Source organism: Pseudomonas sp. D4002 (assembly GCF_013385665.1).
Classification (GTDB): domain Bacteria; phylum Pseudomonadota; class Gammaproteobacteria; order Pseudomonadales; family Pseudomonadaceae; genus Aquipseudomonas.
Map to the genome: position 1 here is coordinate 278,042 of NZ_JACAPN010000018.1, position 23,602 is coordinate 301,643.

The 23,602-nt window shown below is 59.8% G+C and carries 29 protein-coding genes and 2 pseudogenes; 8 read left to right on the forward strand and 23 right to left on the reverse strand.

The genetic code is table 11. The features are described 5' to 3' along the window. Window positions 1-22 precede the first annotated feature (22 nt). The 12 genes and pseudogenes from HX824_RS13030 to HX824_RS13080 all read right to left on the reverse strand — a co-directional run bounded on the left by HX824_RS13030 (window position 23) and on the right by HX824_RS13080 (window position 6,335). The gene (locus HX824_RS13030; RefSeq protein WP_177054641.1) at window positions 23-481 is read right to left on the reverse strand and encodes a phage virion morphogenesis protein; all 459 of its coding nucleotides are present in this window, start codon (window positions 479-481) and stop codon (window positions 23-25) included. Continuing rightward, window positions 471-953, reverse strand: a complete 483-nt coding sequence (locus HX824_RS13035) for a phage tail protein (RefSeq protein WP_177054642.1) — start codon at window positions 951-953, stop codon at window positions 471-473. Before HX824_RS13035 ends, HX824_RS13030 begins: the two co-directional genes overlap by 11 nt. Continuing rightward, a pseudogene (gene lysC, locus HX824_RS32435) lies at window positions 950-1,135 on the reverse strand (Rz1-like lysis system protein LysC); the annotation flags it as partial. The gene HX824_RS13035 and the pseudogene lysC, both read right to left, overlap by 4 nt. Continuing rightward, the gene (gene lysB / locus HX824_RS32585; RefSeq protein WP_177054643.1) at window positions 1,050-1,493 is read right to left on the reverse strand and encodes an Rz-like lysis system protein LysB; all 444 of its coding nucleotides are present in this window, start codon (window positions 1,491-1,493) and stop codon (window positions 1,050-1,052) included. The gene lysB and the pseudogene lysC, both read right to left, overlap by 86 nt. Beyond that, window positions 1,490-1,693: a hypothetical protein gene (locus HX824_RS13045; protein ID WP_177054644.1), complete on the reverse strand. Its 204-nt coding sequence runs from the start codon at window positions 1,691-1,693 to the stop codon at window positions 1,490-1,492. Before HX824_RS13045 ends, lysB begins: the two co-directional genes overlap by 4 nt. Continuing rightward, the gene (locus HX824_RS13050; RefSeq protein ID WP_177054645.1) at window positions 1,690-2,532 is read right to left on the reverse strand and encodes an N-acetylmuramidase family protein; all 843 of its coding nucleotides are present in this window, start codon (window positions 2,530-2,532) and stop codon (window positions 1,690-1,692) included. The genes HX824_RS13045 and HX824_RS13050 overlap by 4 nt, the downstream gene beginning before the upstream one ends. Next, entirely contained in the window at window positions 2,529-2,852 is a 324-nt protein-coding gene (locus tag HX824_RS13055; RefSeq protein ID WP_017477258.1) for a phage holin, lambda family, read from the reverse strand. Before HX824_RS13055 ends, HX824_RS13050 begins: the two co-directional genes overlap by 4 nt. 45 nt (window positions 2,853-2,897) lie before the next feature. Beyond that, on the reverse strand, window positions 2,898-3,110 hold the full coding sequence (locus HX824_RS13060) for a tail protein X (protein WP_177054646.1): 213 nt from the start codon (window positions 3,108-3,110) through the stop codon (window positions 2,898-2,900). Next, a complete protein-coding gene (locus HX824_RS13065; protein ID WP_177036295.1) occupies window positions 3,110-3,571 on the reverse strand; it encodes a head completion/stabilization protein in 462 nt (153 codons plus the stop codon). Before HX824_RS13065 ends, HX824_RS13060 begins: the two co-directional genes overlap by 1 nt. 104 nt (window positions 3,572-3,675) lie before the next feature. After that, the gene (locus HX824_RS13070; protein ID WP_177054647.1) at window positions 3,676-4,392 is read right to left on the reverse strand and encodes a terminase endonuclease subunit; all 717 of its coding nucleotides are present in this window, start codon (window positions 4,390-4,392) and stop codon (window positions 3,676-3,678) included. An 11-nt stretch (window positions 4,393-4,403) separates the two neighbouring features. Further along, window positions 4,404-5,411 carry a phage major capsid protein, P2 family gene (locus tag HX824_RS13075; protein ID WP_177054648.1) on the reverse strand — a complete coding sequence of 336 codons (1,008 nt, stop codon included), beginning with the start codon at window positions 5,409-5,411 and terminating at the stop codon, window positions 4,404-4,406. A 45-nt stretch (window positions 5,412-5,456) separates the two neighbouring features. Then, a complete protein-coding gene (locus HX824_RS13080; protein ID WP_177054649.1) occupies window positions 5,457-6,335 on the reverse strand; it encodes a GPO family capsid scaffolding protein in 879 nt (292 codons plus the stop codon). 151 nt (window positions 6,336-6,486) lie between these two features. On the opposite strand from HX824_RS13080, the gene HX824_RS13085 reads away from it, so the two are divergent. The 3 genes and pseudogenes from HX824_RS13085 to HX824_RS13095 form a co-directional block, all read left to right on the forward strand. Next, window positions 6,487-8,244 carry a terminase ATPase subunit family protein gene (locus tag HX824_RS13085; RefSeq protein WP_177026833.1) on the forward strand — a complete coding sequence of 586 codons (1,758 nt, stop codon included), beginning with the start codon at window positions 6,487-6,489 and terminating at the stop codon, window positions 8,242-8,244. Then, window positions 8,244-9,296: a phage portal protein gene (locus tag HX824_RS13090; RefSeq protein WP_017477265.1), complete on the forward strand. Its 1,053-nt coding sequence runs from the start codon at window positions 8,244-8,246 to the stop codon at window positions 9,294-9,296. Before HX824_RS13085 ends, HX824_RS13090 begins: the two co-directional genes overlap by 1 nt. Before the next feature lie 666 nt (window positions 9,297-9,962). Beyond that, window positions 9,963-10,216 (forward strand): annotated as a pseudogene (locus HX824_RS13095) (DNA adenine methylase); the annotation flags it as partial. Here HX824_RS13095 and HX824_RS13100 read toward each other — a convergent pair. From HX824_RS13100 to HX824_RS13130, 7 genes are all read right to left on the reverse strand, one after another. After that, complete coding sequence (locus HX824_RS13100; RefSeq protein ID WP_177054650.1) at window positions 10,213-10,893, reverse strand: SOS response-associated peptidase; 681 nt, start codon at window positions 10,891-10,893, stop codon at window positions 10,213-10,215. The pseudogene HX824_RS13095 and the gene HX824_RS13100 sit on opposite strands and share 4 nt — an antisense overlap. Window positions 10,894-10,921: 28 nt before the next feature. Further along, window positions 10,922-11,260 (reverse strand): hypothetical protein, encoded by a 339-nt coding sequence (locus HX824_RS13105; RefSeq protein ID WP_177054651.1) that lies wholly within the window; start codon window positions 11,258-11,260, stop codon window positions 10,922-10,924. 936 nt (window positions 11,261-12,196) lie between these two features. After that, window positions 12,197-12,466: a hypothetical protein gene (locus tag HX824_RS13110; protein WP_004371186.1), complete on the reverse strand. Its 270-nt coding sequence runs from the start codon at window positions 12,464-12,466 to the stop codon at window positions 12,197-12,199. A gap of 333 nt (window positions 12,467-12,799) precedes the next feature. Continuing rightward, a complete protein-coding gene (locus HX824_RS13115; protein WP_008434891.1) occupies window positions 12,800-13,153 on the reverse strand; it encodes a gamma-glutamylcyclotransferase family protein in 354 nt (117 codons plus the stop codon). A gap of 17 nt (window positions 13,154-13,170) precedes the next feature. Beyond that, window positions 13,171-13,833 (reverse strand): M24 family metallopeptidase, encoded by a 663-nt coding sequence (locus HX824_RS13120; protein WP_102606416.1) that lies wholly within the window; start codon window positions 13,831-13,833, stop codon window positions 13,171-13,173. A 68-nt stretch (window positions 13,834-13,901) separates the two neighbouring features. Further along, a complete protein-coding gene (locus HX824_RS13125; protein ID WP_008434886.1) occupies window positions 13,902-14,480 on the reverse strand; it encodes a DUF4337 domain-containing protein in 579 nt (192 codons plus the stop codon). Between the two features lie 54 nt (window positions 14,481-14,534). Continuing rightward, window positions 14,535-15,419, reverse strand: coding sequence for a LysR family transcriptional regulator (locus HX824_RS13130; protein WP_177054652.1), 885 nt, complete (start codon window positions 15,417-15,419; stop codon window positions 14,535-14,537). A 96-nt stretch (window positions 15,420-15,515) separates the two neighbouring features. On the opposite strand from HX824_RS13130, the gene HX824_RS13135 reads away from it, so the two are divergent. Continuing rightward, window positions 15,516-16,484 carry an SDR family oxidoreductase gene (locus HX824_RS13135; RefSeq protein ID WP_177054653.1) on the forward strand — a complete coding sequence of 323 codons (969 nt, stop codon included), beginning with the start codon at window positions 15,516-15,518 and terminating at the stop codon, window positions 16,482-16,484. Here the strand turns inward: HX824_RS13135 and HX824_RS13140 are convergent. Together HX824_RS13140 and HX824_RS13145 are read right to left on the reverse strand one after the other, a co-directional pair. Further along, window positions 16,471-16,827, reverse strand: coding sequence for a DUF2784 domain-containing protein (locus tag HX824_RS13140; protein ID WP_004371171.1), 357 nt, complete (start codon window positions 16,825-16,827; stop codon window positions 16,471-16,473). The genes HX824_RS13135 and HX824_RS13140 overlap by 14 nt on opposite strands. A 24-nt stretch (window positions 16,828-16,851) precedes the next feature. After that, window positions 16,852-17,748, reverse strand: a complete 897-nt coding sequence (locus tag HX824_RS13145) for a LysR family transcriptional regulator (protein ID WP_004371170.1) — start codon at window positions 17,746-17,748, stop codon at window positions 16,852-16,854. Between the two features lie 90 nt (window positions 17,749-17,838). Between HX824_RS13145 and HX824_RS13150 the strand changes: the two genes are divergently transcribed. Together HX824_RS13150 and HX824_RS13155 are read left to right on the forward strand one after the other, a co-directional pair. Continuing rightward, complete coding sequence (locus HX824_RS13150; RefSeq protein WP_087692746.1) at window positions 17,839-18,687, forward strand: oxidoreductase; 849 nt, start codon at window positions 17,839-17,841, stop codon at window positions 18,685-18,687. A gap of 104 nt (window positions 18,688-18,791) precedes the next feature. Further along, window positions 18,792-19,478, forward strand: coding sequence for an HAD-IA family hydrolase (locus tag HX824_RS13155; protein ID WP_004371166.1), 687 nt, complete (start codon window positions 18,792-18,794; stop codon window positions 19,476-19,478). 117 nt (window positions 19,479-19,595) lie between these two features. Here HX824_RS13155 and HX824_RS13160 read toward each other — a convergent pair whose 3' ends face one another. Both HX824_RS13160 and HX824_RS13165 read right to left on the reverse strand, forming a co-directional pair. After that, a complete protein-coding gene (locus HX824_RS13160; protein ID WP_004371165.1) occupies window positions 19,596-19,988 on the reverse strand; it encodes a YbaN family protein in 393 nt (130 codons plus the stop codon). Window positions 19,989-20,008: 20 nt separating this feature from the next. Then, the gene (locus tag HX824_RS13165; RefSeq protein ID WP_004371163.1) at window positions 20,009-20,596 is read right to left on the reverse strand and encodes a YecA family protein; all 588 of its coding nucleotides are present in this window, start codon (window positions 20,594-20,596) and stop codon (window positions 20,009-20,011) included. Between the two features lie 276 nt (window positions 20,597-20,872). Between HX824_RS13165 and recQ the strand changes: the two genes are divergently transcribed. Both recQ and HX824_RS13175 read left to right on the forward strand, forming a co-directional pair. After that, window positions 20,873-22,999, forward strand: coding sequence for a DNA helicase RecQ (gene recQ, locus HX824_RS13170; RefSeq protein WP_004371161.1), 2,127 nt, complete (start codon window positions 20,873-20,875; stop codon window positions 22,997-22,999). 121 nt (window positions 23,000-23,120) lie between these two features. Next, window positions 23,121-23,555 carry a MarR family transcriptional regulator gene (locus HX824_RS13175; protein WP_004371158.1) on the forward strand — a complete coding sequence of 145 codons (435 nt, stop codon included), beginning with the start codon at window positions 23,121-23,123 and terminating at the stop codon, window positions 23,553-23,555. Window positions 23,556-23,602: the final 47 nt, after the last annotated feature.

Sequence of the window (23,602 nt, forward strand, 5' to 3'; positions counted from 1 at the left end):
GAAGCTTAAAACTAGCTTGTTTCTAGTGGGTAAGGTGAGTAATTAACGCGTCCCGAACCAACTCTAGACTTTCATCACTCCATCCCAATACCTCGCGTTTTTCGTAACGTGTGTCCGGTGCTCCGCGTTCCGCACGGTCTTTCAGACCGTACTGGTGAACTCTTGCAATTCGGGCAACCCGCCCGGTAAAACCAACCGCAATAGAGGTGCTATCGCCTCGGACTTTCAGGTATCTGGCGGTTCGCAGCTTTTTGAACATCGCCAACTTTCGGCGCACCCGCCCCTGTTTCCCTCGCAGGTCGCGTTTTTTGCGAGGGGCGTATTTGCTCCCGTCCGGGTTTTCTTGTGCCATCACGCGCTTCTGCTGACTGCGGCGCAGCTCTTGCCCAATGCTCCGTGCAAGTTTGCTTCGCTCCCCAGGCTCCAGCCGTGCCAGCAGCACCGCCGCCCACGTCTCCATTGCTTCCAGGTTACTGGCCATCAGGCACTATCCATTCACTGGTGTTGCCCTGTGCCCCGGGCTTCCAGTTCGGATCGAGATAACCCGCCACGCGCTGAGGTTCGTTCGGGTGTTTGACGGTGGTGTTGCCCTGGTCATCGTTGCCAACGACTACCCGCTCTGTCAGCGGCAGGGTGATGCTGAGGTCCACTTTGTCCTTGTCGAGGATGTCGGCTTCGAACTGGATGCCGTCTTTGACCTTGTCGAGGTTTTCCAGCAGCTCGGACTGGTTGACGCTGAGCCAGCCCAGGATCGGCAGGATCACGCTGTCGGGGTGGCCGGCGAATTCGGTGAGGATTATCTGCAGGTCAAAGCTGTATTCAAACGACAGGGTATGGGCGGCGGTGCAACGAACCCTGCCGTTGTCGATGAATATCAGCAGGCGGTCGGGGTTGTGTTTGAACTCGGCAACGGTGGCCAGCAGGTGGGCGCGCAGGCTTTCGGGCTTGTTCATGGTTGGGCCTGCTGGTGTTTGTAGACCATGTCGACCTGGGCGGCGCAATCAGCCCAGGCAGCTTCGGTGCGGTCCTGATCGGTCAATTGGTCCCCGTTATTGCGCGGGCTGGTCGCCGGTAGTTGGCACGGCACCACGGCCGGACAGCCAGTCACGGTAAGCTGCGGCGCCGATGAGGGCGGGGCGCTCGCGCAACCGGCGAGCAGCGTCAGGCAAAGGCTGATCAGCCCAGTTCCGTAGTTCGGCGTTTTCACGTTTAAGGTCCTCTATGGTTCGCTCGCGTTTCGCCAGCCCCTGGCGCAGTTGATCCTGTTGGACGCGCAGGGTGCTCTGGGCGTCGCGCTCCTGGTTCAGGGTGGCGGTGAGGGTGTTGGCGGTTTCCAGGTTGCGGTCAGCGTCCTTCCGGGCATCCCTGGCTTCCTTTGCTGCAAGCTTGGTCTTGTTCTCTGCGGCATTAATGCGCTGTTGCTGGCCCCAGATCACCAGCACTAGGACACCCAACAGGGCGAGGCCATAAAGAGACTGGCGCAGGGTGCTCACGCGCGGTACCAGCCAAGCTTGTTCATGGCGGCGGTGTCGAACTGCTTGATCGGGCCGCGCACGATCACAGCCCTGGCGCCATTCATCATCTGGATGGCTTCGCCCAACAACTGCATGTCGTCCTGTTCGGTCGACTCAGGTACCACCAGCAGGTCACCGTCCTGCACCCGCAGTTTTTCTATTGCGTCGAAGTCGATCATGACGCCACCCCTTGCCCACACTCGCAGCCCGCGTGCCGTTCGTAGGCGCGCTGGAGCTTGGTGTCGTAGAGATTTCGCAGATAGTCCGGCCCGTTGTAGAGCTTGGCGAACTCGGCCCACTTGCGGGCTTTCAGGGCCTTGTTTAGCACTGGATCGGTCTCGATAAAGCGGGTGAAGGCGTCGAACTGCTGTGATTCGCCGGCACTCATTGCCGCCACAAAGCCCTGCACGCTGGCATAACCGAGGCGTTTCCAGTGGAACCCCATGATCTGGAAGGCACCCCAGGAAGCCGACTCCAAGGCGGCGGTGTCATCGATCAGGCGGGCCATGGCCAGGCGTTGGTGCTCGGCGGTACCGCCGATGTATCCGCCAGGCTTTGGGTTCACCAGGGCGGGGTTGGCGGTGGCTAGTTGGTCAGCGTGACGCTTGAGTTCGGCCGGGTCATCGCCCGCGTTTCGAGCCGTGGCGAGCTGGCGGTACATGATGTGGCGTTCGAACAGGATCACCGGCTTCCCGTTGTCGAGAAAGCCCTTGCCCTTGGATTCCACTTCATTCACCGCGTAGATGCTCGCCAGCGGTACGCCGAGACGTTCGGCAGCGACCACCAGGTCGTTGTTGCGTAGCAGTTGGGTACAGTCGCTACCGGCAAGACTGGCTTGAGTCTTGGTGCCGGCGACGCCGTCGGCGACCAGGCCCATTTTGACCTGGTACGCGCGGACGGCGGTTTCTGTGGCGTCGCCATAGTCACCGTCCGGCACGACGTTGGCACCGTTCTTGTTGAGACTCTTTTGCAGCATCAGCACCGCTTGCGAGCGGTCACCGTGGCGAAGGGTGGTCATAGTTGCTCTACCTTTCGGTTGAAAAACCTCTTGGCCGCAGCGCGGGTGCCTTCAACGCCGAGCAGGCCGATTACCCCGCCGAAAAATGGCGCGGTGGAGGTCGGGATGCCCAGCAGCGCCAAGCCATGGCTGGCGGCCAGTGCCAAGGATCCGCACAGCGGAGCCTCGACCACCATGCGGCGTAGGGTGCCGCCGCCGTACATGATTCGCAGGGCGGCGATGATCAGGGCGAGGACTCCGGCGTAAAGAGTCGGCCAGTTCTGTTCGAGCCAGGCGGCGAGCCAGGCCCAGGTGTCGGGACGGTCAGGCATGCGCTTCATTCCGTTGTCCAGGGTTGGTGGGTTCAAGGGCTTGGTGCTGCGGTGTCAGTCCCATAGGTTCACCATCTGCCGCTGGGGCGCGCTGGTTTGGACTTCGGGCATGTTGACGACAAGGCCTTGCGGCAGGGTTGGGCCGTGGTCGGCCAGGCCTGGGTTCGCTTCAAGTACTGCCTCGGTGACGCCTGCAGTGCGGCCGTAGTGGCGCCAGCAGAGGGCGTCGACGGTGTCGTTCTGGTTGGCGCGGACGGCGACAGGCATCAGATCAGCTCCACGGTGGTGCGGCTGATGCCGAGAAAGTCACGGACAGCCCAGCGCAGATCGCGGCGGTAGTCGTCGATGGTCGGGGCGACATCTTCGGCTTTATCGTTGCCTGTATTGGTTGCGCTGTAGTCGCGGTACCGCTCGCAGACTTCGGCGCCGGTACCGGCCTCGATCGCACGCCGGTACAGGTGAGCCTGGACCGATACATCGTTGATCTTGTCGTCAGGGACGTCGGCCAGCGTGGTGTAACCGGCAGCCAGTTGTTGTGCCTTCCACAACTTCAGCTCGCGATTGAGATTGATCGCTGCAGCGATGACGGCCGTTTCCAGGCGAGCGGGGGTGACGCTGTTGTCGATGCGTAGAGTGGCACGGAGCTGCTCAAGGTCGATTGACGGCCAGAACGGGTCAGTGTTGATGTGACCGCCGGTGACTGGGCCGCTGGCTACAAATGCGCTCATGGAACAGCACTCAAAAATGGGTCGCCGGTGGTCGGGGCTTCACGTTCAGGAGGAGCGGCCTGGCCGATCCGCCCCGAGCCGGCGGGGTGCGTGGGGACGCTCGGTTAGCTGCTGGGAGCAGCGAATTTTTTGAGGAGGCGCTCAACGCGCTCCAGATCCTTCTTGCCGCCGCAGCTGGTGTTCAGCTCGATGGCGCGGGCCAAGTGAGTTTTGGCGGACTCCAGAGTGCCGAGGACAATCAGGCGGTTTTCTGCTGGATCCTCGTCGGAAACTTTCTCGGCATAGGCCTTGCCCAGTGCCAGGTGCAGCTTGGCCTTGGCCTGATCAGGCATGTCCTCGTCACCTGCGATCTGCTCGGTACGTAGCAGCAGATCCAGGTCAAAGGTTCCACCGGCCTTCTGCGCTTTCAGTGCCACTTCGGCGATTTCTTCCGCGACGATGGTGCCGGTGGTGCGTTCGAAGCGGTCAGGCATCAGCAACGCGTGGTGGATAACGTATTCCGCAATGTCCAGGGCGCCGGCAAAGTCCGCGGCGTCCATGCGCCAGACCATCAGCGTGGTCAGCACCTGGTCCTGGGCGCCTTTGCCTTCAGCGAGAACACCTTCCACATAGGGGACGTACTCCGGCAGCAACTGCCGTTTCAGTTCCGCCTTGCCTTCGGTCGATTGCACCTGTTTCAGGCGCAGATAGTCCTGCTGGAGCTTGGCGAGGTGCAGTTCGTAAACGGATGCGCCTCCCATGGTCATCTCGGGACCGGCCACGGCAGCCGCTGCAACGGCTGCTGTGACGCGCTGGAAGTGGCGGCGGCAAGGATTGGTCATGGTTGCCGTCCTCAGCTCAGAGTGATGTTTTCGGCCATGGCAGCGCAGCCCAGGTCTTCAATCACATAGCTTTCGTTGACCGATTCGAAGTTCTCGATGCGGTCGCGTTTGGCGTTGTCGACAACGGTGCGGCGCCGGGTGTTTTCCTGCCAGTAGATCGACAGGTTGTCGAGGCGGGTCACCAGCAGGCCGTTGGGCGGGAAGTGCGGCACGCGCACTGCGGGCAAGTTACCGATACGTTTCTGGCTGGTGACGATATCGGCCGCGAGCATTTCGGTCGGCGCCTGGGTTTTGTTGATGATCGGGAAGTACTTGTCGGCCAACAGTTGGCGACCGCAGATCACCACCAGGTCAGTGTCTTCCTGATACCAGGGCTCGATGAACTCGTTGACCATGCTCACGACCAGGGCGTCGATGTTTTCGAAGTCCTTGCCGGCGCCGATCTGGATCTTTCCGCTGCCGTCGATGACTTCCTTCATCACACGAGCAGGGTTTTCCAGGCGCATTTTCTCAAGCCAGCCAACGTTGACGTCCTGCAACAGTTGGTTGAGCGTCGGGTTGGAGGTGGCGGCACGACTGGTGCCGTTCCAGCCGATCATGATCCGGTTGAGTGCCTGGGCCTTGATGATGGCGTCGCGAATACGCGCCTGGAAGTCCTTGAACTTGGCCCACTGATCCAGTTTCTGGTAACGGATGCCGGTGTCGAAGTTGGTCTGGGTGCAGACGTACCCACGGTTGTCCAGTCCGCTCGGGTCGCGCGGCTCGCGGTCCTTGACGGTTGTGTCGGTGGTGCTGGCGATGGTGCCGTCGATACCGATGCCGATTTTTTCACCCGACTGCTCGGACACGCCAAACACATTGATGGCGCTGAGGAAGGCGCTGGACTCCTGGATACGGGTTTCCAGGGTCTGGGCCACGCTCGGTGCGGCGGTAAATTTGGTGGTGACGTCGCTCACGCCGTGCAGCTGCGCGAGTTGTTGCAGGTAGGCGTTGTACAGGACGCGGGTATCGTTACGCATGGTGTTCTCCGATGTTCCTTGGCGGGGTGTTGTCCGTGTGGTGGATCAGCAGTCGGTGACGAGCGCGCCGTCACCGCCCGTAGCCGGCGGGCGAACGGAGTACTGCGGTTTTTGTCCGGTGGTGTCCGGGGTTTTTTCGAGCTGGGCAACCAGCGCCGTGAAGTCGGCGGACAGCTTGTCGTGGGCGACCTGCAATTTTTCGCGGGCGGACTTTTCGGCGGTGAAGGTTTCGCCCTGACTGGCGACATGCTCGGCCATGGCCTCGACGGCCTCGCCGAGTTCAGTGAATAGAGCGGCGTCCTTGCCTTCCTTGTCCTTGCTCTTGCCGAGGAGTTCGAGAACGCGGGTGAACAGGCCCGTGACCTTTCCGCTTTCGTCCTCAACTTCTTCGAATTCAAGTTCGATCTCGACCGCTTCGGAAAACAGGTTGCCAGGATCGCGCTTACGGGCTGCCAGTGGGTTCATGTCCGGGTGTTGAGCGCTGAAAGTCAGCATCTCAGTGCCCAGGCTAGCCGGGGTATCGGTAACCGCGATGCCGTCCAAGTAGGCCCGCCCGGTGTCGGCGAACTTCGGACGAATCTCGATGCTGGTGTACATTTTTTGCCGTGCCTTGTTCATCGTGATCAGGTCGGCGGTCGGTTCAATCCGGGCAAACAGGGCGAGCTTTTTGGCGCCGGCAATTTCGACTTCTTCGGTCTTCAGTGCGACCACATCGCCGTAAGCACGGAATGGGCTATCGGGCAGCAGGCTGCGCATATGCTCGATCCATACCCGCGCACCGTAGGTGTTCTGGCTGTAGGTCTCGGCGGCATCGACCAGCCATTGCCGTTCGATCTGGCGACCGTCAGTGGTGGCGCCTTCGACGGCGACGCGGAAGAACTTAGAGAGCTGTTTTTTGCCTGGGTTGTCGGTTTTGCCGGCCATGCGTGGATCCTCAGAGCGGTGGCTGTGTGCCTTGGCGATGAGCGCATGTTGTTGAGCGCGAGCGCGACGGGCAACGAGGCGCTGTTGTAGATCGAGGGACTACAAGGACCGGAGCGAGAACTGTACGCGCGCGGGCGGCAGCATCTGCGCCATGAATGCCATCGTCGAATTGCCCACTGATCACCGCCGCCATGCCAAGCACCTGTATTGGCAGGGCTATCGCGTGTGCGAGATCGCCGAGCTGATTGGGGAGAAAGAAAAGACCCTGCACAGCTGGAAGGCCCGCGACGAATGGGACCGGGCGACACCTTTGGAGCGTATCCAGGCGGCGACCGAAGCTCGCCTGGTGCAGTTGATCCTCAAGGACCCCAAGTCAGGATCGGACTACAAGGAAATTGACCTGTTGCACCGTCAACTGGAGCGGCAAGCCCGCATTCAGCGTTTCAACGACGGCGGTACCGAAACCGAGCTGAATCCGAACCTGGCCAAGCGCAACGATGGGCCGAAGAAAGCGCCGAAGCGCAACGAGTTCGACGAAGAACACATCGAAAAGCTGACTGAGGCGTTCATTGATGGCTGTTTCGGTTATCAGTTGGATTGGTACAAAGCGGGTAACCAGCGAACCCGGGCGATCCTCAAGTCACGGCAGATCGGCGCGACGTACTACTTCGCTCGCGAAGCGCTGATCGATGCGCTGACGACTGGTCGCAACCAGATATTTCTGTCGGCCTCAAAAAACCAGGCGCATATCTTCAAGGCCTACATCCAGGCCTTTGCCCGCGAGGTGGTGGGTGTCGAGCTGACGGGCGATCCGATCATTTTGGGGAATGGTGCGGAGCTGCATTTCCTGGGCACCAACGCCCGAACCGCGCAGGGCTACCACGGCAATTTCTACTTCGACGAATTCTTCTGGACGTTCAAGTTCAAGGAACTGAACAAGGTCGCCAGCGGCATGGCGATGCAGAAGCAGTACCGCCGGACCTACTTTTCGACGCCTTCCAGCATGGCGCACGAGGCCTATACGTTCTGGACGGGCGAGCGGTTCAACAAGGGCAAACCGGCGGCGCAAAGGGTAAAAATCGACGTCTCCCATGACGCCCTGCAGCAGGGGCGGCTGTGTGAGGACCGGGTCTGGCGGCAGATCGTCACCATCCTCGACGCGGAGGACCGTGGCTGCGACCTGTTCGACCTCGACGAGCTGCGCCAGGAGTACGACGCCGAGGCGTTCCAGAACCTGCTGATGTGCCAGTTCATCGACGACGGGGCGAGCATATTCCCGCTTGCGATGTTGCAGCCGTGCATGGTGGACAGTTGGGACCTTTGGGCCGAGGACTACAAACCGTTTGCCGCACGGCCTTTCGGGGATCGTCAGGTCTGGGTGGGTTACGACCCAGCAGAGAATGGTGACAGCGCAGGGTTGGTGGTGATCGGCCCGCCCATGGTGCCTGGCGGCAAGTTCAGAGTGCTGGAAAAACACCAATTCCGGGGCATGGACTTTGCGGCCCAGGCTGAAGCCATTCGCCAGGTCACCAGACGCTACTGGGTGACCTACATCGGGATTGATATCACCGGCATGGGCTCTGGCGTGGCGCAGCTGGTGAAGCAGTTCTTCCCGAACATCACCACGTTCAGCTACTCGCCCGAAGTCAAAACCCGCCTGGTGCTGAAGGCTTACGACGTCATCAAAAACGGCCGTCTTGAGTTCGATGCAGGCTGGACCGATATGGCGCAGTCATTGATGGCTATCCGCAAAACAATCACCGCCTCCGGGCGCATGTTCACTTACACGGCCGGTCGCACAGACGAGACGGGCCATGCCGACCTGGCGTGGGCGCTGTTCCACGCACTGCACAACGAACCCCTTGAAGGGCAGACCACGGCGAATACCGGATTTATGGAGTCCTACTGATGAGCAGACGTAAGCGCGGAACCCAGCTGGCCACCGCTCAGCCACCCGTTGAAGGGGACTTGCTGCCGCCTGAGTCCGGGCCGGTTGAAGCGTTCACTTTCGGTGATCCCGCTCCCGTGCTGGATAGCCGGGAGATCCTCGACTACCTGGAGTGCTGGGCCAATGGGCGTTGGTTTGAAACACCGATGTCCATGGACGGCCTGGCGAAAACGACCCGTGCCAGCGTGTACCTACAGTCGGGGCTGAACTTCAAGCGCAACATGCTCGCCCGAACGTTCGTTCCTCACCGGCTGCTAAGCCGCCAGGCCTTTGAGCAGTTCGCCCTGGACTGGCTCTGGTGTGGCAACTGCTACCTGGAAAAGCGCAACAACATGCTCCGCAACACCATGGGCCTGTTGCCCCCACTGGCGAAGTACATGCGCCGGGGTGTGGACATGGAGACCTATTACCAGGTGCGTGGCTGGAAGGACGAGCACGAATTTGCCCCCGGTTCGATCTGTCACTTGCGCGAGGCCGATATCAACCAGGAAATCTACGGCCTCCCGGAGTGGCTGGCTGCGCTGCAAAGCGCACTGCTCAACGAGAGTGCCACGCTGTTCCGACGCAAGTACTACAACAACGGCAGCCACGCCGGTTTCATCCTGTACATGACCGACGCGGCGCAGAAGGAGGAGGACATCGACTCACTGCGCACCGCGCTGAAGAACTCGAAAGGGCCAGGCAACTTTCGAAATTTGTTCGTGTACGCGCCGGCCGGGAAGAAGGACGGCATTCAGCTCATCCCGGTGAGTGAGGTCGCTGCCAAGGACGAATTCAGCTCGATCAAGAACATCAGCCGCGACGACTTGCTCGCGGCGTTACGCATTCCACCGCAGTTGATGGGCATCGTGCCGCAGAACGCGGGCGGTTTTGGGTCGTTGCGGGAGGCTGCTGAGGTTTGGGCGGTCAACGAGCTGGAGCCGTTGCAGGCGAGGCTGGCCCAGGTAAACGAGTGGCTGGGTGAGGAGGTTGTCAGCTTCAAGGAATTTGAGCTTCCAACGGGGGGGAAGTAGTACCCCCGCGCAGCAAACGAGGCGACGAACCGGTGCGTCAACATTCGTTCGACACTGAAACACTCGAACACGGCAAGCGCTCCAACCGGACCGATGAAGTCCCGGCTCAGCAGTAGGCTCAGAACAGCAACAGATATGCAAAAGCCGCCTTATAGGCGGCTTCTTTTGCTAAGCGACAAACGGTATTGACTTTCTTGAAATTAAAGCGAACACGTATTGACAAAACATGAAATGTGATGCCATACTAGTATCAATGTGTGTAGAGCGAATTACTCCACTCTGTTATTTCGTCTTGGTAAACAAATAATAGACACGGCCAGTCACTATGTCAACTCAATTGACAAGATTTTTGGTGATCAAATGATCCGTCGGGGAGTTCGGTTTCCACCAGAGGTCCTGGGCTACGGCGCAGGTTCATCCACTGGAAGAGGCGTTCTCGACGATGTTTATAATCGAAACTGCGATACTGGTCCAAGCTTGCTATGTGCTGAAAGCCACATACCTGATGGTCCTGATCTACAAAACAGCGACCAAGTAATACCTCGGAGCCGGCCCGCCAGTACGTGGGGCCGGCTTCGTTGCATCTGCATTTTTTTGGGGGGGGAGATTTCGACGCCGATGGGCTCGGAAATTTTCTTCTTGATAAACCACATGAACCCTCCTTAATGGCCGACCGGAGGTTATGACGTGGACTTCCCCTGTGAAAACTATAAGCGGATGGCCGACTTCATACGGTGGTTAAAGGGCAAGGTGGCGGTGCATCAACGACCACCCTGATATCCGACGTGTTTGAGGGGGGGCACTTTGAAGCGGTGGACATTTGATACAGCACTGCTGATCAGCGGCCGTGGAAGGCTAAGGTCAGCGGGGAGCTTGTGATCATGAATTGGGAGCCAGCGGCATTGGGTGGGCTGTTCTAGGGCTCTGGCCGAATCAAACTGGCTTCCTTGTTTCTCACGTTGCCCACGGCGGTGCTGACCTTGAACCATTCAAAGGCCTCGGCCGGTTCGCCCTGGTGCAACACCATCTGCTCGGCACGCTCCTTGGGCGTGGCCGGGTCCAACCATTCCCGGGCCAGGTCCGGCGTCAGTACCACTGGCCGCCGGTCGTGAATGTCCACCATGCCGCCGGCGCTGTCCGCGGTGATGATCACGAAGCCGTCATGCTCGCCCGGGCCTTCATCGTTGTCGGGCAGTTGGCCGATGGCTGCGCACAGCACTGGCGCGCCATCCCGCCGGCGGATCAGGTAGGGCTGCTTCTTCGGGCCGCCATCGTCGACCCACTCAAACCAGTTGTCTACGGGTGTGATTGCCCGGTGCGGCCAGATCGCGCGGAAGAACGGGCTGTGGGCCACTTTCTCCACGCGTGCATTGATTGGCGCCGCGCGATCTTTGGCCCAGTGCGGCCGCCATCCCCAGCGCACCAAGTCGGCGTGCAGCATGTCGCCCCGCAGGTGGAGCAGGGCGACTTGGGTTGTCGGGGCGACGTTGTAGCGCTCGAGTGGCAATTCACCGACCGAGTTCGCCAGTGCATTGGGCATGCTCAGCGCCGCAACGAAGTCGTGGATGCCGCTGTACTGGGAAAGTCTTCCGCACATGGTTGGGCCTTCAATCTGAAACCTGAGCTTAGACGATGGTTTTTGGTCGAGTGACGAGGCCATCGAGCAGCTCTTTCAGCTGATCCGCGCGTTTCTTGTCAGCTCTTGATGAGGTCGTCAGGTCGTTGATCTGTTTGCGCATTGCGGCGGCTTCAGTACTTCTCTCGGCGAGGTATCCCCGGAACTGCGTCTTGACTGCCTCGGCCTCAGCCAGCATTTGCACCAAGCCATGAATGTCCTCCCTCGCTTTGCGCAGCTGCAGGTTCAGTTCCTGGATCTCATTCTCCAGTAGGCGGGCGTGCTGTTTGTGCATTTCGAGAGGCGTGGGGATGCCAAGCCACCCGCAGGTTTCTTCGTCGATGTTCACGGGGTGTAGCTCCAAATGCTGTATGTGCATACAGTAATCGAGGTTGACAGGTTGTGGGATTTTGGGCGACGAGCTGTAGGAGGTTGGGCCAGTGGCGCAATTCGGGGAGTTGACGTGCTACATGTAGGGCTGTGACGTGCTTCATCACCTGGCGCGCGCCGTCGTCCCCCCACCTCGCCTGCGGGCTAAATGGGTCACTTTTTCTGCACTTCTGCAGCTCCCCCGCGACGGCCCAGGCTGGGTGCTTGGTAGGCGTTTTGGGGGTGTCAGAACCCTGCGGAACCCTGCACCAGGTGGGTATTTCTTCGAAAGGACTGGAAGCTTTGCTATAGCGGTAGGAGGGGGGGTATTTCAAAAAGAGTAATTTCAGTAACCACGTATAGGTATTGGGCTGGAGGCCGCGTATTCCGTGGGGTTCGGTATTACAAAAAGGAGTAACAAAGAAGTAATTGAAAAGGTAATTATTTTTCAACCTATTGTTTTTAAAGGTTTTTTATAAGAGTGAGAATTACGTTTATAAAGAGTAATCAGATTACTTCAATATTACTTAAAGATTACCTTTTGGCCGAAACACAAAGTCCTTTAATTTCAATGTGTTGAGCGTGAAAAACGGTCAAGATTACTTATGTTACTCTTTTTTCTGCCCCCCTCTAGATTTCGAATCTCAGCCCCCTACACGTGTGATGCGCACGCGTAACTCGGTGCAATCTGAGGTCCGTGGGAATGGCGTGGGAACGCTTTCGCGCAACCGGCACCGCTGGAGCCCTTGTATTCCGGGGCCTCGGCTGAGCGATCGAGGGTGCGGGTACTTTCGAATCTCTCCTTCACCGCCAAATTCGATGTAAACAAAACCCCTGATTTCGAGAGAAATCAGGGGTTTTGTGGTTTCTGGGGTTTGAATATGTGGTTGTGCTAAGGAAAATTAAGCCAATGGGTTTAGGAACACTGCGTGGCCATACGCCGACCTATAACATCCAGCAAATCACAACCATCGCGCAACGGAATCGAGCACAGTAGCGAAAAGTCACTGAGCACAACCGTATCGCTGCTGATTTCCGCACGCAGTGCCAGATTTTCAAGAACTTGAGTAACAGCACGAATTCGATACCCAGCAGCGTCCAGCAAAACGTCCAGCGGCGCAGTGGTATCTACAAAAAGGGCAGGTGTCTCGCAATCGTTGCTGGTGAGGGCCATGTATTGGTTCATATGTGATGTCCGTTCTCTTAATGGAGGAGAGCAGCCACACATTTGTCGCCAAACAAAAGGTGGCAGCCGTACGCGGGTTGGCGAACCGGAACAAGACGGACAATGCCGGCAGACCCGAAGGTCTCCCACGCACAGCTACCATTGGGTAGCTTATTGCGCGCAGGAGCATCCCGCAAATTAGCCGGGAAGCTTCTGCCGTCTTAGTAGTCGAGTCGCCAAACCCGGTCGCCATGTACGCGACCGGCGAACTATATGCTCCACCTCACAAACCCGGCAGGGCATGCTTTCCGATTGATCTGTAGGAAATCACTCCGATTGATCAACTGCACGCTCTCAAGCCTGCACATACACCCAAGCCGTCAACCCCGAAGCCAGCCCCACCGAAACCCGCTTATAGTCCGACACCTCATACGCATCCGCCGCCGCCAGCTCCTGCTCGGTAATCTGAAACACCATCCCCTCAACACTGTCCTCATTCCGCCCGCTCGGCGAAACAATCGGATGATGGGTCTTGCCACTCGCAGCCAACACCTCGGGATCGGTAATCTCTACCCAGCTTGTCGAATACCCCAGCATCGCATCCTGCTGGCCTACCAACTCCCGACCAAAGTTGGCCAACTGCACAGCCTTGTCCTGCAACGTGCCGTAGGAAAACAACAGCACGGGAAATTCGGTCGAGCGTTCCATCTTTATTCCTTGAAAAGTTAAGCCAGCAAATCTTCGTAAAACGCACCATAAGCCCCGCTCGGGTGCGCGATCTGTATCTCCAGAATCCACAGCCCTTCATTGGGATACTGGTCAAAATCCCCAAGATCACCGCCACGATAAATCGCATGGGGGAAATCGCTGACGCGGTGCCCTTTGATGTCCAGGTTCAGCACCCAACCCATTGCCTTCGCTTGCTCTTCGGCAAAACGATACAGCTCCAGGCCGACGACTTTATCGTTCCTCCAGCGCCGCTCAACCCGATCAAACAACTCTTTTGCCGCGCTCGCACACGCCTTCAGCTCGGGGTCGTTACCGGTGCTGAATGTCGCCCCCGCATCACCTTCATGGCCTTGCCACACGGCGCCCATGTCGATGAAGTAGATGTCGTTTTCCCCCAGCACCGGGTCGCCGTCGGAGCGTTCCTTGAAGGTCTTGAGGGTGTTGGCGCCAAAGCGCACCAGCAGGGGGTGCCAGATGCGCTGCATGTCGAGGTCGGCGAGGACTTTTTTGCCGAGCTCGCGGGCTTCGGATTCGAGCATGCCGGGGCGGATGAGTTTGGACAGAGCTTCGATGGCGCGCCAAGTCATGGCCTGGGCGTAGCGCATTGAGTCGATGCTGTAGGCGACGCCCACAGCTTCCTTGGATGATTGTGCGGTCACCGGCTTTTCCTCGGCTTTATAGTGTCAGGCGTTATGCGTTTTACTATATAGCGATGGCAGGATGGAACCTAAATATGCAACCACGCCATCCCACCCAACACCACACTCACACCACCGGCGGTATACGCCATGCGCTTCAACCATTCCTTCCTTGTCAGCAAGGTAATCGCCGCCAGCGAAATCGCGATCTGAATCGCGGTCATCGCCTGTGCCCAGCGGTGATGTTGATGCAATGCCTGCTCTGACTTTTCATCCCATTCCTTCGACGTGGCTTCAAGCTTTTCGGCCTGTTTGCGCACGTCTTCCTTCTGGGTTTTATAACGCTCGATCTCATCGGTGTAGTGCTTGGCGTCAACCCCCGGAATATGGGTCGCCAGCTCGGCGAGGTTCTGCCGGCTGGATTTGGCCTGGTAGTAGTTCCACTGGTTGGCGGCTTCGGTCTTGAAGATGGCGGCGTTGTTTTTGTCCATCGCCGCTTCGCTTTCGGTGGAGCCGGCCTGGTAGCTGAGCATGGCGCCAACGGTGGCCATGATGGCGGTCATCACGGCGATGCGGCTGGCGAAATTGTCTCCGCTGCGGTGGGCATGTTCGGTGGCGTGTTCGACGTGTTTTTCGTGGGGGCTGGGGACTTCGAAGGCTTCGGACATGGGGGCGTCTATGAAGGGTTTGAGGGACTCTGATTCTTCACCAGCGAAGCTGTCTCAATCCTGTACGTAATGCTGCAAACCGGCCACCAGGGCGTCAAAGGTGACGCGGCAGCGCGGGCTGTTGCGCAGGTCTTCGTGCATGGTGACCCAGGTGTCCAGTTGCAGGGCAAATGCGTCCGGCAGGACCCGGCTCAGGCGGGTGTCTTGCCGGGCCAGTTTGACCTGGCAGCCACCGATGCCGGCGCCGGCGCGGATCAGGGCCAGTTGTGCGAGGTCGCTGTCGCTGCTGAGGGAAAAGGCGCTGCGCTCGAAGCCTTTGACGGCCAGGCTGCGGATGAAGGCGCTTTCCTGGTCGTAGCCGATGACTGAATGAGCTGAGAGATCATTCAGGCTCTGGGGTGTGCCATGTTGTTGCAGGTAGTCGTTGCGCGCATGCAGGCCGACTTCGATAACGCCGATCCTTTTCGCCAGAAGTTGTTCCTGGCTGGGTCGGACCATTCGCACAGCGATGTCGGCCTCCAGTTGCAGCAGGTCCAGCAGGCGATTGCTCAGCACCAGTTCGACCCTGAGGTGCGGGTGCTGTTGGCGCAGGCGGGTGATGATCGGCGGCAGGACTTCCACGCCGATCACTTCGCTGGCAGATACCCGTACCACGCCGCGTACTTCCGGGCCTTGTGGAGAGGCGGCGCGCTCGAGGGCGGCAGCCGTGGTTTCCATGGTTTCGGCATGGGTGCGCAGGGTGAGGGCGACCGCCGTGGGCAACAGGCCGCTGGCGGAGCGGGTGAACAGCACCACGTTGAGGGATTTTTCCAGCGCAGCGATGTGCCGCCCGACCGTGGGCTGCGTGATGCCGAGCTGCCGTGCGGCCCCCGACAACGATCCTTCCTTGAGTACCCCGAGGAACGACCGGTAAAGCTCCCAACCAATATTTGATGCCATGCATAAATGTATAGCGTCTGGATGATCTTCGGCAATTCCTCTATAGCTCGCCGGCAAACAGAATCGCCCCATCACACAACCCTCAGGGGAAAAAGCATGAACAAGGTTCTGGTAATGGGCGCGACAGGCGGGATTGGTGGTGAGGTGGCACGGCAGTTGTTCGCTGCGGGCTGGCAGGTGTGCGCCCTGACGAGGGATGTGGATAAGGCTCACAAGCAGAATGCCGATTTCACCTGGATAAAAGGTGATGCGCTGAACCGTGGGGAAGTCGTCGCAGCGGCCCGGGGTTGTTCGGTGATCGTGCATGCGGTGAATCCGCCCGGTTACCAGCGCTGGGTGGAGCTGGTGCTGCCGATGATCGACAACAGCATCGCGGCGGCAGTCGCGGAAGGGGCGACGATTGTCTTGCCGGGCACGGTGTACAACTTCGGGCCTGATGCATTCGCGCGGTTGGAGGAAGATTCGCCGCAGCATCCCCTTACCCGCAAGGGCGCGATCCGGGTGGAGATGGAGCAGCGTTTGCTTGAGGCGACCCGGCAGGGCGCACGAGCGCTGATCGTGCGGGCAGGCGATTTTTTCGGCGCCAAGGCCGGCAGCAGCTGGTTTTCCCAAGGCCTGGTCAAACCCGCAAAACCGGTGGCCAGCGTGAGTTATCCGGGAGCACCAGGCGTGGGGCATCAGTGGGCTTACCTGCCTGATGTGGCGAGGACCATGGTCGAGTTGATTGCACGCCGCGACAGCCTTGATGCCTTCGCCCGTTTTCATATGGCGGGGCACATAGATGCCGATGGTCGGCAGATGAGCCAGGCGATTCAGCGGGTGGTGTCACGCAGGACCGGCCAACAGCCTTCTGTACGTGCTTTCCCGTGGTGGCTGCTGAAACTGGCCGCGCCCTTTGTCACCACCTTCCGCGAGATGCAGGAAATGCGTTACCTGTGGCAAACCGAGGTGCGGATGGACAACCGCCGCCTCGTACAGATATTGGGCAGTGAACCGCACACGCCTTTGGACGAGGCGGTTGAGGCGACATTGGTGGGTATCGGCTGCTTGCCTAAGCGCGCCTGATCAGCCGCACATACACCGCGATATTGATCAACAGCACCAGCGCGCCCAGCCCCAGCTGGATCTGCGGCGTCAGCCCGGCCGGGTAGATCATGGCCAGGATGTAATGCTCGATAAAGCCGCCGCCATATCCGTCCTGCCCGGCCAAATGACGAAACAGATTTTCCCAGCGGGTCAGCGGGCAGGGCAGATGGAACACTTCAACGGCAACGCCCCACGCGGCGGCAGGCAAATGCAGCCACATGACCGGTCGCCATTTGAGGGCGAGCAAACCGCCAAACAGCACGAACAGAATGAACGACAAATGAAACAGCACCAGGCCGTCGGCGGCGAAGCGGTAGAGCATGATGGGGTTCGCTTTTTGAATGGATCAGGTCCCGAATTCTTCCTTCAGGAACTCGATAAACACCCGCAATTTCTTCGGCGTGTTCGTACGGTTGAAGTAATACAAATACAGCGCGCTGTGGGCAATCCAGTCGTCCAGCACCTCCACCAACTCACCGCGTTGCAGGTACTGCTCGACGCTGGAGCGCGCCACGTAGGCAAAGCCAAACCCGTCCAGCGCACCGCGCACCATCAATTCAACATCGTTGGTCGCCAGCCGGCCTTTTACCGTAACCCGCATCTGCTTGCCGGCTTTTTCAAAGTCCCAGCGGTGCAGCGAGCCGGTCTGCGCACTGCGGTAGTTGACGCACTCATGCTCGAGCAAGTCGTGGGGATGAGTGGGCAGTTTGCGCCCCTGCAAATACTGCGGCGTGGCGACGATGACGAATCGCAACTGCGTCGCCACCGGCACCACCACCATGTCTTCGGCCAGCACATGGTCGTAGCGGATGCCCGCGTCAAAACCCTGGGCGACGATGTCCACCAGGCTGTTGTCCACCGCCACTTCCAGGTTGATGCCCGGGTATTTGCGCAGGAAGCGCTGGAGCAACGGTTGCAGGACCATTCGGCTGGCGGTGGAGGGAATGTTCAGGCGCAAGGTGCCGGCGGCGTCGACCGTCGCCGCTGCTACGCTGTGCAGGCTGGTTTGCAGTTCTTCCAGCAGCGGCGTGATCTTCTGGATCAACTGCTCGCCGGCCTCGGTCACGCTGACGCTGCGGGTGGTGCGGTTGAGCAGTTGCACACCCAACTGTTTCTCGAGGGCGCGCACGCGATGGCTGACGGTCGACACCGACAGGCTGCTGGCGTCGGCCGCCTGGGTGAAGCTTTTCGAGCGGGCGACCTGCAGGAACAGTCGCAACTGCTGAAAATCGGGCGTGTCCATTGTGTGGTATTTCCGATTGTGGATTATGCATCTTTTTAGCAAGAACAGCGGCGCGCATACTTTTCCTACACACACGAGGATTGGCCCTTTATGACGACTTCCACCGCAAAACCCGTCTGGTTCATCACTGGCTGCTCCACCGGTTTCGGCCGCCAGCTGGCGTTGCACACCCTGAGCCTCGGCTACCCGACCGTGGTCACCGCGCGTAATCCGCAGCAGGTGCAAGACATCGTTGCCGGTCACGAAGAAAACGCCCTGGTCCTGACGCTGGACGTTACCGACCAGGCCCAGGTCGAGGCGGCTGTCAAAGCGGCTGAAGAACGTTTCGGCCATATCGACGTACTGGTCAACAACGCCGGTGTCGGCTACTTCGGCTCCTTCGAAGAAAGCGACCTGGATGACGTGCGCAACATGTTCGAAATCAACGTGTGGGGCTTGAGCGCCATGACCCGCGCGGCCTTGCCCGGCATGCGCGCCCGGCGCTCGGGCAGCATCGTGAACATTTCCTCGGTAGGCGGTGTGGCGGCGTTCCCGTCGCTGAGTTTCTACAATGCGACCAAGTTTGCGGTGGAGGGCCTTTCCGAGGCGCTGTCCCAGGAAGTCGCGCCGTTGGGGATCAAGGTGTTGCTGGTCGAGCCGGGCCCGTTCCGCACCGACTGGGCCGGGCGTTCGGCCAACGAGGCGGCTCACGGGATTGCCGACTACAAGGAAACGGCGGTGGCACGGGCCAATATGGTTCGCAACTACAGCGGCAAGCAGCCGGGTGATCCGGTGCGCGCGGCGATTGCCATCGTCAAGGCGGTGGAGGCTGAGCAACCGCCATTGCGCCTGTTGCTGGGCAAGGCTGCGTTGACCTTTGCGCGGACCAAGGTGAAGGCGCTGAGTGCGGATTTTGATGCGTGGGCTGAGGTAACTGAGGGGGCGGATTTTCCCGAGTGAAGCACTGACTGGATTCGGCACAAGGCCGTAACGGTTGCTTGCAGGTAACGCTGGCCGTTATTGTGCTGAATCCTTTTAGTCCTTTTGCCCACGGATCTGTAGTGATGAATGCACCGCGTACCGCTGTCCCGATCAAGGCTGTCATTTTCGATATGGACGGGTTGTTGCTGGACACAGAAGGCATCTACACCGAAGTCACACAGATCATCGCCGAACGCTATGGCCGTACCTATGACTGGGGGATCAAGCAGCACATCATTGGTCGCGGCGCCCAGGACCTGGCGGATTACGTGGTCAAGGCGCTGGACCTGCCGATTACCCCCGCAGAATTCCTGGTGATCCGCGAGCCGCTGATGAGCGAGCGTTTCCCCAAGGCCTTGGGCATGCCGGGTGCTGAGGCGCTGGTGCGGCACTTGAAGGCGCATAACATTCCGATTGCCGTGGGCACCAGTTCGTCGCGCAATTCGTTTGGTCACAAGACCACGCTGCACCGTGAGTGGTTTGGGTTGTTCGACACCATCGTCACGGCGGATGACCCGGAAGTCGGGGCGGCCAAGCCGGCGCCGGATATCTTCCTGACGGCGGCGCGCCGCTTGGGTGTGGCGCCAGAGGATTGCCTGGTGTTTGAGGATTCGCCGTTTGGCGTGACAGCGGCGAAGGCTGCGCACATGACCGCGATTGCGGTGCCGGATGAGGCGATGGCGGACAGCAAGTACCACCATGCCGACCAGATTATTCGCAAGTTGGCTGACTTTGATTTGGCGGCGTATGGCTTGCCGCCGATGCGTTGATCCCTCTGAAGCGACTGGATTAAAAATGTGGGAGCGGGCTTGCTCGCGAATACGGTGTGTCAGCCGATACATGTGCTGACTGATCCACCGTATTCGCGAGCAAGCCCGCTCCCACATTTAGTCCTGCGGTGCCTTGGGCAAGGTCTTCTGCCGCAAAATATAAACCGTCACCAACACCGCACTGGTCAGCATGAACCCTCGCGCCCAGATCAGCGGCACCAGGTAGCAGGAAAACCCGATACTCACCCACATCAACCCAATGGCATACACCTTGCCCTTGAGCGGAATCCCGTTGCCATCCAGATAGTCACGAATCCACGGCCCCAGGCGCGGGTGTTCCACCAGCCAGTGGTAGAAGCGCGGGGAGCTACGGGCAAAGCAGGCGGCAGCCAGCAGAAGGAAGGGGGTAGTGGGCAGCACCGGCAGGAAGATGCCGATTACCCCGAGCGCCACGCTCAACCAGCCGATGGCCAGCAGAACGTAACGCAGGATCACGGAACGGTTGCCCATGGGCGCCACGGGCAACGGTCTTAGTGGTGGCGAGGCTTGAGGATCGCCGGCTTTTCGTCAGGTGCGTTGCACAGCAGGTACAGGGCGGTCAGCGCTTCCGGGATCTGAACGATCATGTCGTCCATCAGGTTGGCGTCGGCGGCGATGTCGGAGAACTCAGGTTGCTCGTCGAACAGGCCGGAACCGACCATGATCGGCAGCAGCATTTCGCTGACTTCTTCTTCAGCCGTTTCGAACCAGGCCTCTTCACGCAGGAACACGCCTTCCATGAAACCGATGCACCAGCCGCGCAGTTCGGAGTCGTCCGGGTCTTCGCCCAGGTCCAGGTCGCAAGGCAGTTCGAACTCTTCATCGGAAGCCAGTTGGCGGCCAATGTGAGCCTTGAGGGCCAGCAGGGTCGATTCGATTTCTTCGCGCTGGGCGGCATCACTGTAGTGAGGCTCTTCGGAGAACAGGGCGTCGATCCATTCACGGTCGGGAACGACATCGGAGCATATCGACAGCGCGGTCAGATAGCCGTGGGCGGCCACGTAGTCCAGCGCCTCGTCGTGCAGCTCATCGGCATCGAGGAAGGCTTGCAGGCGGGTTAGTTGCTCAGCGAAGGACATTGACGGACTACCTTGGGAATAAACGATGGGCAATTCTAGGCTTTCTTGAGCTGCCAGGCCAGCCGCAGCACAGATTTGAGAGGTATTTGAGCCCGGCGGCAATTCACCAACGGCACCCTTTGCCGGGTAACGCTCGGGTATACTGCCGCGTTTTGTGATGCCCCTGCAGGCCAAGCGCCAGTCGCGGGAAAAGTTCGCTTACGGATTATTTCCCGCTCAAGCGTGCTTTTTCGACCAGCCTGTACAGAGGGATTTCGGCGATATTTGGAGTTTTTCATGCTCGAGCAGGCTCAACGCGTCCTCAAGGACATCTTCGGCTACGACAGTTTTCGTGGCCGCCAGGGTGCGATCATTGAGCGCGTGGCCAACGGCGGTGACGCCCTGGTGCTGATGCCTACCGGCGGCGGCAAGTCGCTGTGCTTCCAGGTACCGGCACTCTTGCGGGAAGGGCTTGCGGTGGTGGTGTCGCCGTTGATCGCCCTGATGGACGACCAGGTGGCCACCCTTGAAGAGCTCGGCGTGGCGGCCGCTTCGCTGAACTCCACCCTCAGCGCCGAACAGCAGCGCGACCTCGCCGCCCGGATCAAGCGCGGCGAAGTGAAGATGCTTTACCTCGCCCCCGAGCGCCTGGTGCAGCCACGGATGCTGGCGTTCCTGCAGAGCCTGGAAATCGCCCTGTTCGCCATCGACGAAGCCCACTGTGTGTCCCAATGGGGCCACGATTTCCGTCGTGAATACCTGCAACTGGGCCAACTGGCGGAGCTGTTCCCCAACGTCCCGCGCATCGCCCTGACCGCCACCGCCGACAAGCGGACCCGCGAAGAAATCGTCGAGCGCCTGCACCTGCAGAACGCCGAGCGCTTCCTCTCGAGCTTCGACCGGCCGAATATCTTTTACCGCATTGTGCCCAAGGAACAGCCGCGCAAGCAGCTGCTGGCGTTCCTCTCCGATCGGCGCAGCGACGCCGGCATCGTCTATTGCCTGTCGCGCAAGAAGGTCGATGAGGTCGCCGCATTCCTCAGTGAACAAGGCTACCCGGCACTGCCGTATCACGCGGGTTTGCCCAACGAACTGCGGGCCTACCACCAGAAGCGCTTCCTCAACGAGGAAGGCCTGATCATGGTCGCCACCATCGCGTTCGGCATGGGCATCGACAAATCCAACGTGCGCTTCGTGGCCCACATGGATTTGCCCAAATCCCTCGAGGCGTACTACCAGGAAACCGGGCGTGCCGGCCGTGACGGCCTGCCGGCGGATGCGTGGATGGTCTACGGCCTGCAAGACGTGGTGATGCTCAAGCAGATGCTGCAGAACTCCGAAGGCGACGAGCGCCACAAGCGCCTGGAACAGCACAAGCTCGACGCGATGCTGTCGCTGTGTGAAGAAACCCGCTGCCGTCGCCAGACCTTGCTCGCCTACTTCGACGAAGACATGCCCAAGCCCTGCGGCCACTGCGACAACTGCGTGGACGGCGTGCAGACTTGGGACGCCACCGAGCCGGCGCGCCAGGCGTTGTCGGCGATCTACCGCACCGGTCAGCGCTATGGCGTCGGCCACCTGGTGGACGTGTTGCTGGGCAAGGACAATGAAAAGATTCGCAGCTTCGGCCACGAAAAACTCTCGGTCTACGGTGTGGGCAAGGCTCGCGCCGAAGGCGAGTGGCGCTCGCTGTTCCGGCAGATGGTCGCCCGTGGCCTGGTGGACATCGACCTGGAAGGCTACGGCGGCCTGCGCCTGAACGACAGTTGCCGGCCGCTGCTCAAGGGCGAAGTCAGCCTGGAGCTGCGCCGCGACCTCAAGCCGCAAACCACCGCCAAGAGCAGCACCAGCCAGGCCAGCCAACTGGTGCGTTTCGAAGAGCGCGAACAGTGGGAAGCCCTGCGCGCGCTGCGTAAGAAGTTGGCGCAGGAACACAGCGTGCCGCCTTACGTCATCTTCCCGGACTCCACCTTGCTGGAAATGCTCCGCGACCATCCCACTACCCTCGGCGAGATGGCCAGGGTCAGCGGCGTCGGTGCGCGCAAGCTGGAGCGTTATGGCCAGGCCTTCCTCGAAGTGCTCGGCGGCCAGGTCGAGGCGCCGAAAGAGGTCGCCGACATCCGCCACGAGTTGATCAGCCTCGCCCGTGCCGGCATGACCCCGATCCAGATTGCCGGGCAGCTGCAGTGCTCGGAGAAGAACGTCTACACCTTGCTCGCCGAGTCCATTGGCAAGCAGCAGTTGTCGTTGGAGCAGGCCCTTGATCTGCCGGAAGATTTGCTCGGTGAAATCCAGGATGCATTCCTGGATGGAGAAGGCGAATTGCCACCCGTTTCCGAGATTGCGCCGCTGTTTACCGGCCGCGTTCCCGAGGGCGTTTTGTACTGCGTAAGGGCCGCTTTGCAGTCGGAATTCGAGATTTGATGTGCCAATTACGACAATGTAACGAATCAGTACATACCGGGTCTTGCCTACTGGCATGGGTCATGCTTAGCTGACTAATAATTAGCCACACTTTATTTTCAGTCTAATCCATGAGTTTTTTATGCCGTTAACCGATCAACACCGTTTTGGCATGCAGTTGGCGCATATGTCCCGAGGATGGCGTGCCGAGCTGGATCGCCGCTTGGCAGGTTTGGGACTGTCCCAGGCACGCTGGCTGGTGCTGCTGCACCTGGCCCGTTTTACCGAACCGCCTACCCAGCGTGAGCTGGCGCAGAGCGTCGGGGTAGAGGGGCCCACCTTGGCCCGTTTGCTCGACAGCCTGGAAAGCCAGGGCCTGGTGCAACGCCAGGCCGTGGTGGAAGACCGCCGCGCCAAGCGCATTGTGCTGTGCGACACCGCGAAGCCGCTGATCGAGCAGATCGAGACCATCGCCACGGCCTTGCGCCATGAGCTGTTTGTGGGTGTCGATGAAGAGGATCTGCGGGTGTGCATGCGGGTGCATGAACACATCCTCGGAAATCTCGAGAAGTCCTGACCCCAGGTACACAGAAGATCAAAAATGTGGGAGCGGGCTTGCTCGCG

Coding starts and splice junctions, on each gene's coding strand:
- HX824_RS13140 (WP_004371171.1), bottom strand. CDS start 16,827: ATGCTCTACCGCTTCGCCGCCGACGGCCTGGTGCTGTTTCATTTGTCG.
- HX824_RS13055 (WP_017477258.1), bottom strand. CDS start 2,852: ATGAAGCGCATGCCTGACCGTCCCGACACCTGGGCCTGGCTCGCCGCC.
- recQ (WP_004371161.1), top strand. CDS start 20,873: ATGCTCGAGCAGGCTCAACGCGTCCTCAAGGACATCTTCGGCTACGAC.
- HX824_RS13090 (WP_017477265.1), top strand. CDS start 8,244: ATGAGCAGACGTAAGCGCGGAACCCAGCTGGCCACCGCTCAGCCACCC.
- HX824_RS13045 (WP_177054644.1), bottom strand. CDS start 1,693: ATGATCGACTTCGACGCAATAGAAAAACTGCGGGTGCAGGACGGTGAC.
- HX824_RS13100 (WP_177054650.1), bottom strand. CDS start 10,893: ATGTGCGGAAGACTTTCCCAGTACAGCGGCATCCACGACTTCGTTGCG.
- HX824_RS13050 (WP_177054645.1), bottom strand. CDS start 2,532: ATGACCACCCTTCGCCACGGTGACCGCTCGCAAGCGGTGCTGATGCTG.
- HX824_RS13125 (WP_008434886.1), bottom strand. CDS start 14,480: ATGTCCGAAGCCTTCGAAGTCCCCAGCCCCCACGAAAAACACGTCGAA.
- HX824_RS13085 (WP_177026833.1), top strand. CDS start 6,487: ATGAATGCCATCGTCGAATTGCCCACTGATCACCGCCGCCATGCCAAG.
- HX824_RS13030 (WP_177054641.1), bottom strand. CDS start 481: ATGGCCAGTAACCTGGAAGCAATGGAGACGTGGGCGGCGGTGCTGCTG.
- HX824_RS13075 (WP_177054648.1), bottom strand. CDS start 5,411: ATGCGTAACGATACCCGCGTCCTGTACAACGCCTACCTGCAACAACTC.
- HX824_RS13110 (WP_004371186.1), bottom strand. CDS start 12,466: ATGAACCAATACATGGCCCTCACCAGCAACGATTGCGAGACACCTGCC.
- HX824_RS13155 (WP_004371166.1), top strand. CDS start 18,792: ATGAATGCACCGCGTACCGCTGTCCCGATCAAGGCTGTCATTTTCGAT.
- HX824_RS13115 (WP_008434891.1), bottom strand. CDS start 13,153: ATGGAACGCTCGACCGAATTTCCCGTGCTGTTGTTTTCCTACGGCACG.
- HX824_RS13175 (WP_004371158.1), top strand. CDS start 23,121: ATGCCGTTAACCGATCAACACCGTTTTGGCATGCAGTTGGCGCATATG.
- HX824_RS13160 (WP_004371165.1), bottom strand. CDS start 19,988: ATGGGCAACCGTTCCGTGATCCTGCGTTACGTTCTGCTGGCCATCGGC.
- HX824_RS13145 (WP_004371170.1), bottom strand. CDS start 17,748: ATGGACACGCCCGATTTTCAGCAGTTGCGACTGTTCCTGCAGGTCGCC.
- HX824_RS13035 (WP_177054642.1), bottom strand. CDS start 953: ATGAACAAGCCCGAAAGCCTGCGCGCCCACCTGCTGGCCACCGTTGCC.
- HX824_RS13165 (WP_004371163.1), bottom strand. CDS start 20,596: ATGTCCTTCGCTGAGCAACTAACCCGCCTGCAAGCCTTCCTCGATGCC.
- HX824_RS13150 (WP_087692746.1), top strand. CDS start 17,839: ATGACGACTTCCACCGCAAAACCCGTCTGGTTCATCACTGGCTGCTCC.
- HX824_RS13135 (WP_177054653.1), top strand. CDS start 15,516: ATGAACAAGGTTCTGGTAATGGGCGCGACAGGCGGGATTGGTGGTGAG.
- HX824_RS13060 (WP_177054646.1), bottom strand. CDS start 3,110: ATGCCTGTCGCCGTCCGCGCCAACCAGAACGACACCGTCGACGCCCTC.
- HX824_RS13065 (WP_177036295.1), bottom strand. CDS start 3,571: ATGAGCGCATTTGTAGCCAGCGGCCCAGTCACCGGCGGTCACATCAAC.
- HX824_RS13130 (WP_177054652.1), bottom strand. CDS start 15,419: ATGGCATCAAATATTGGTTGGGAGCTTTACCGGTCGTTCCTCGGGGTA.
- HX824_RS13080 (WP_177054649.1), bottom strand. CDS start 6,335: ATGGCCGGCAAAACCGACAACCCAGGCAAAAAACAGCTCTCTAAGTTC.
- HX824_RS13070 (WP_177054647.1), bottom strand. CDS start 4,392: ATGACCAATCCTTGCCGCCGCCACTTCCAGCGCGTCACAGCAGCCGTT.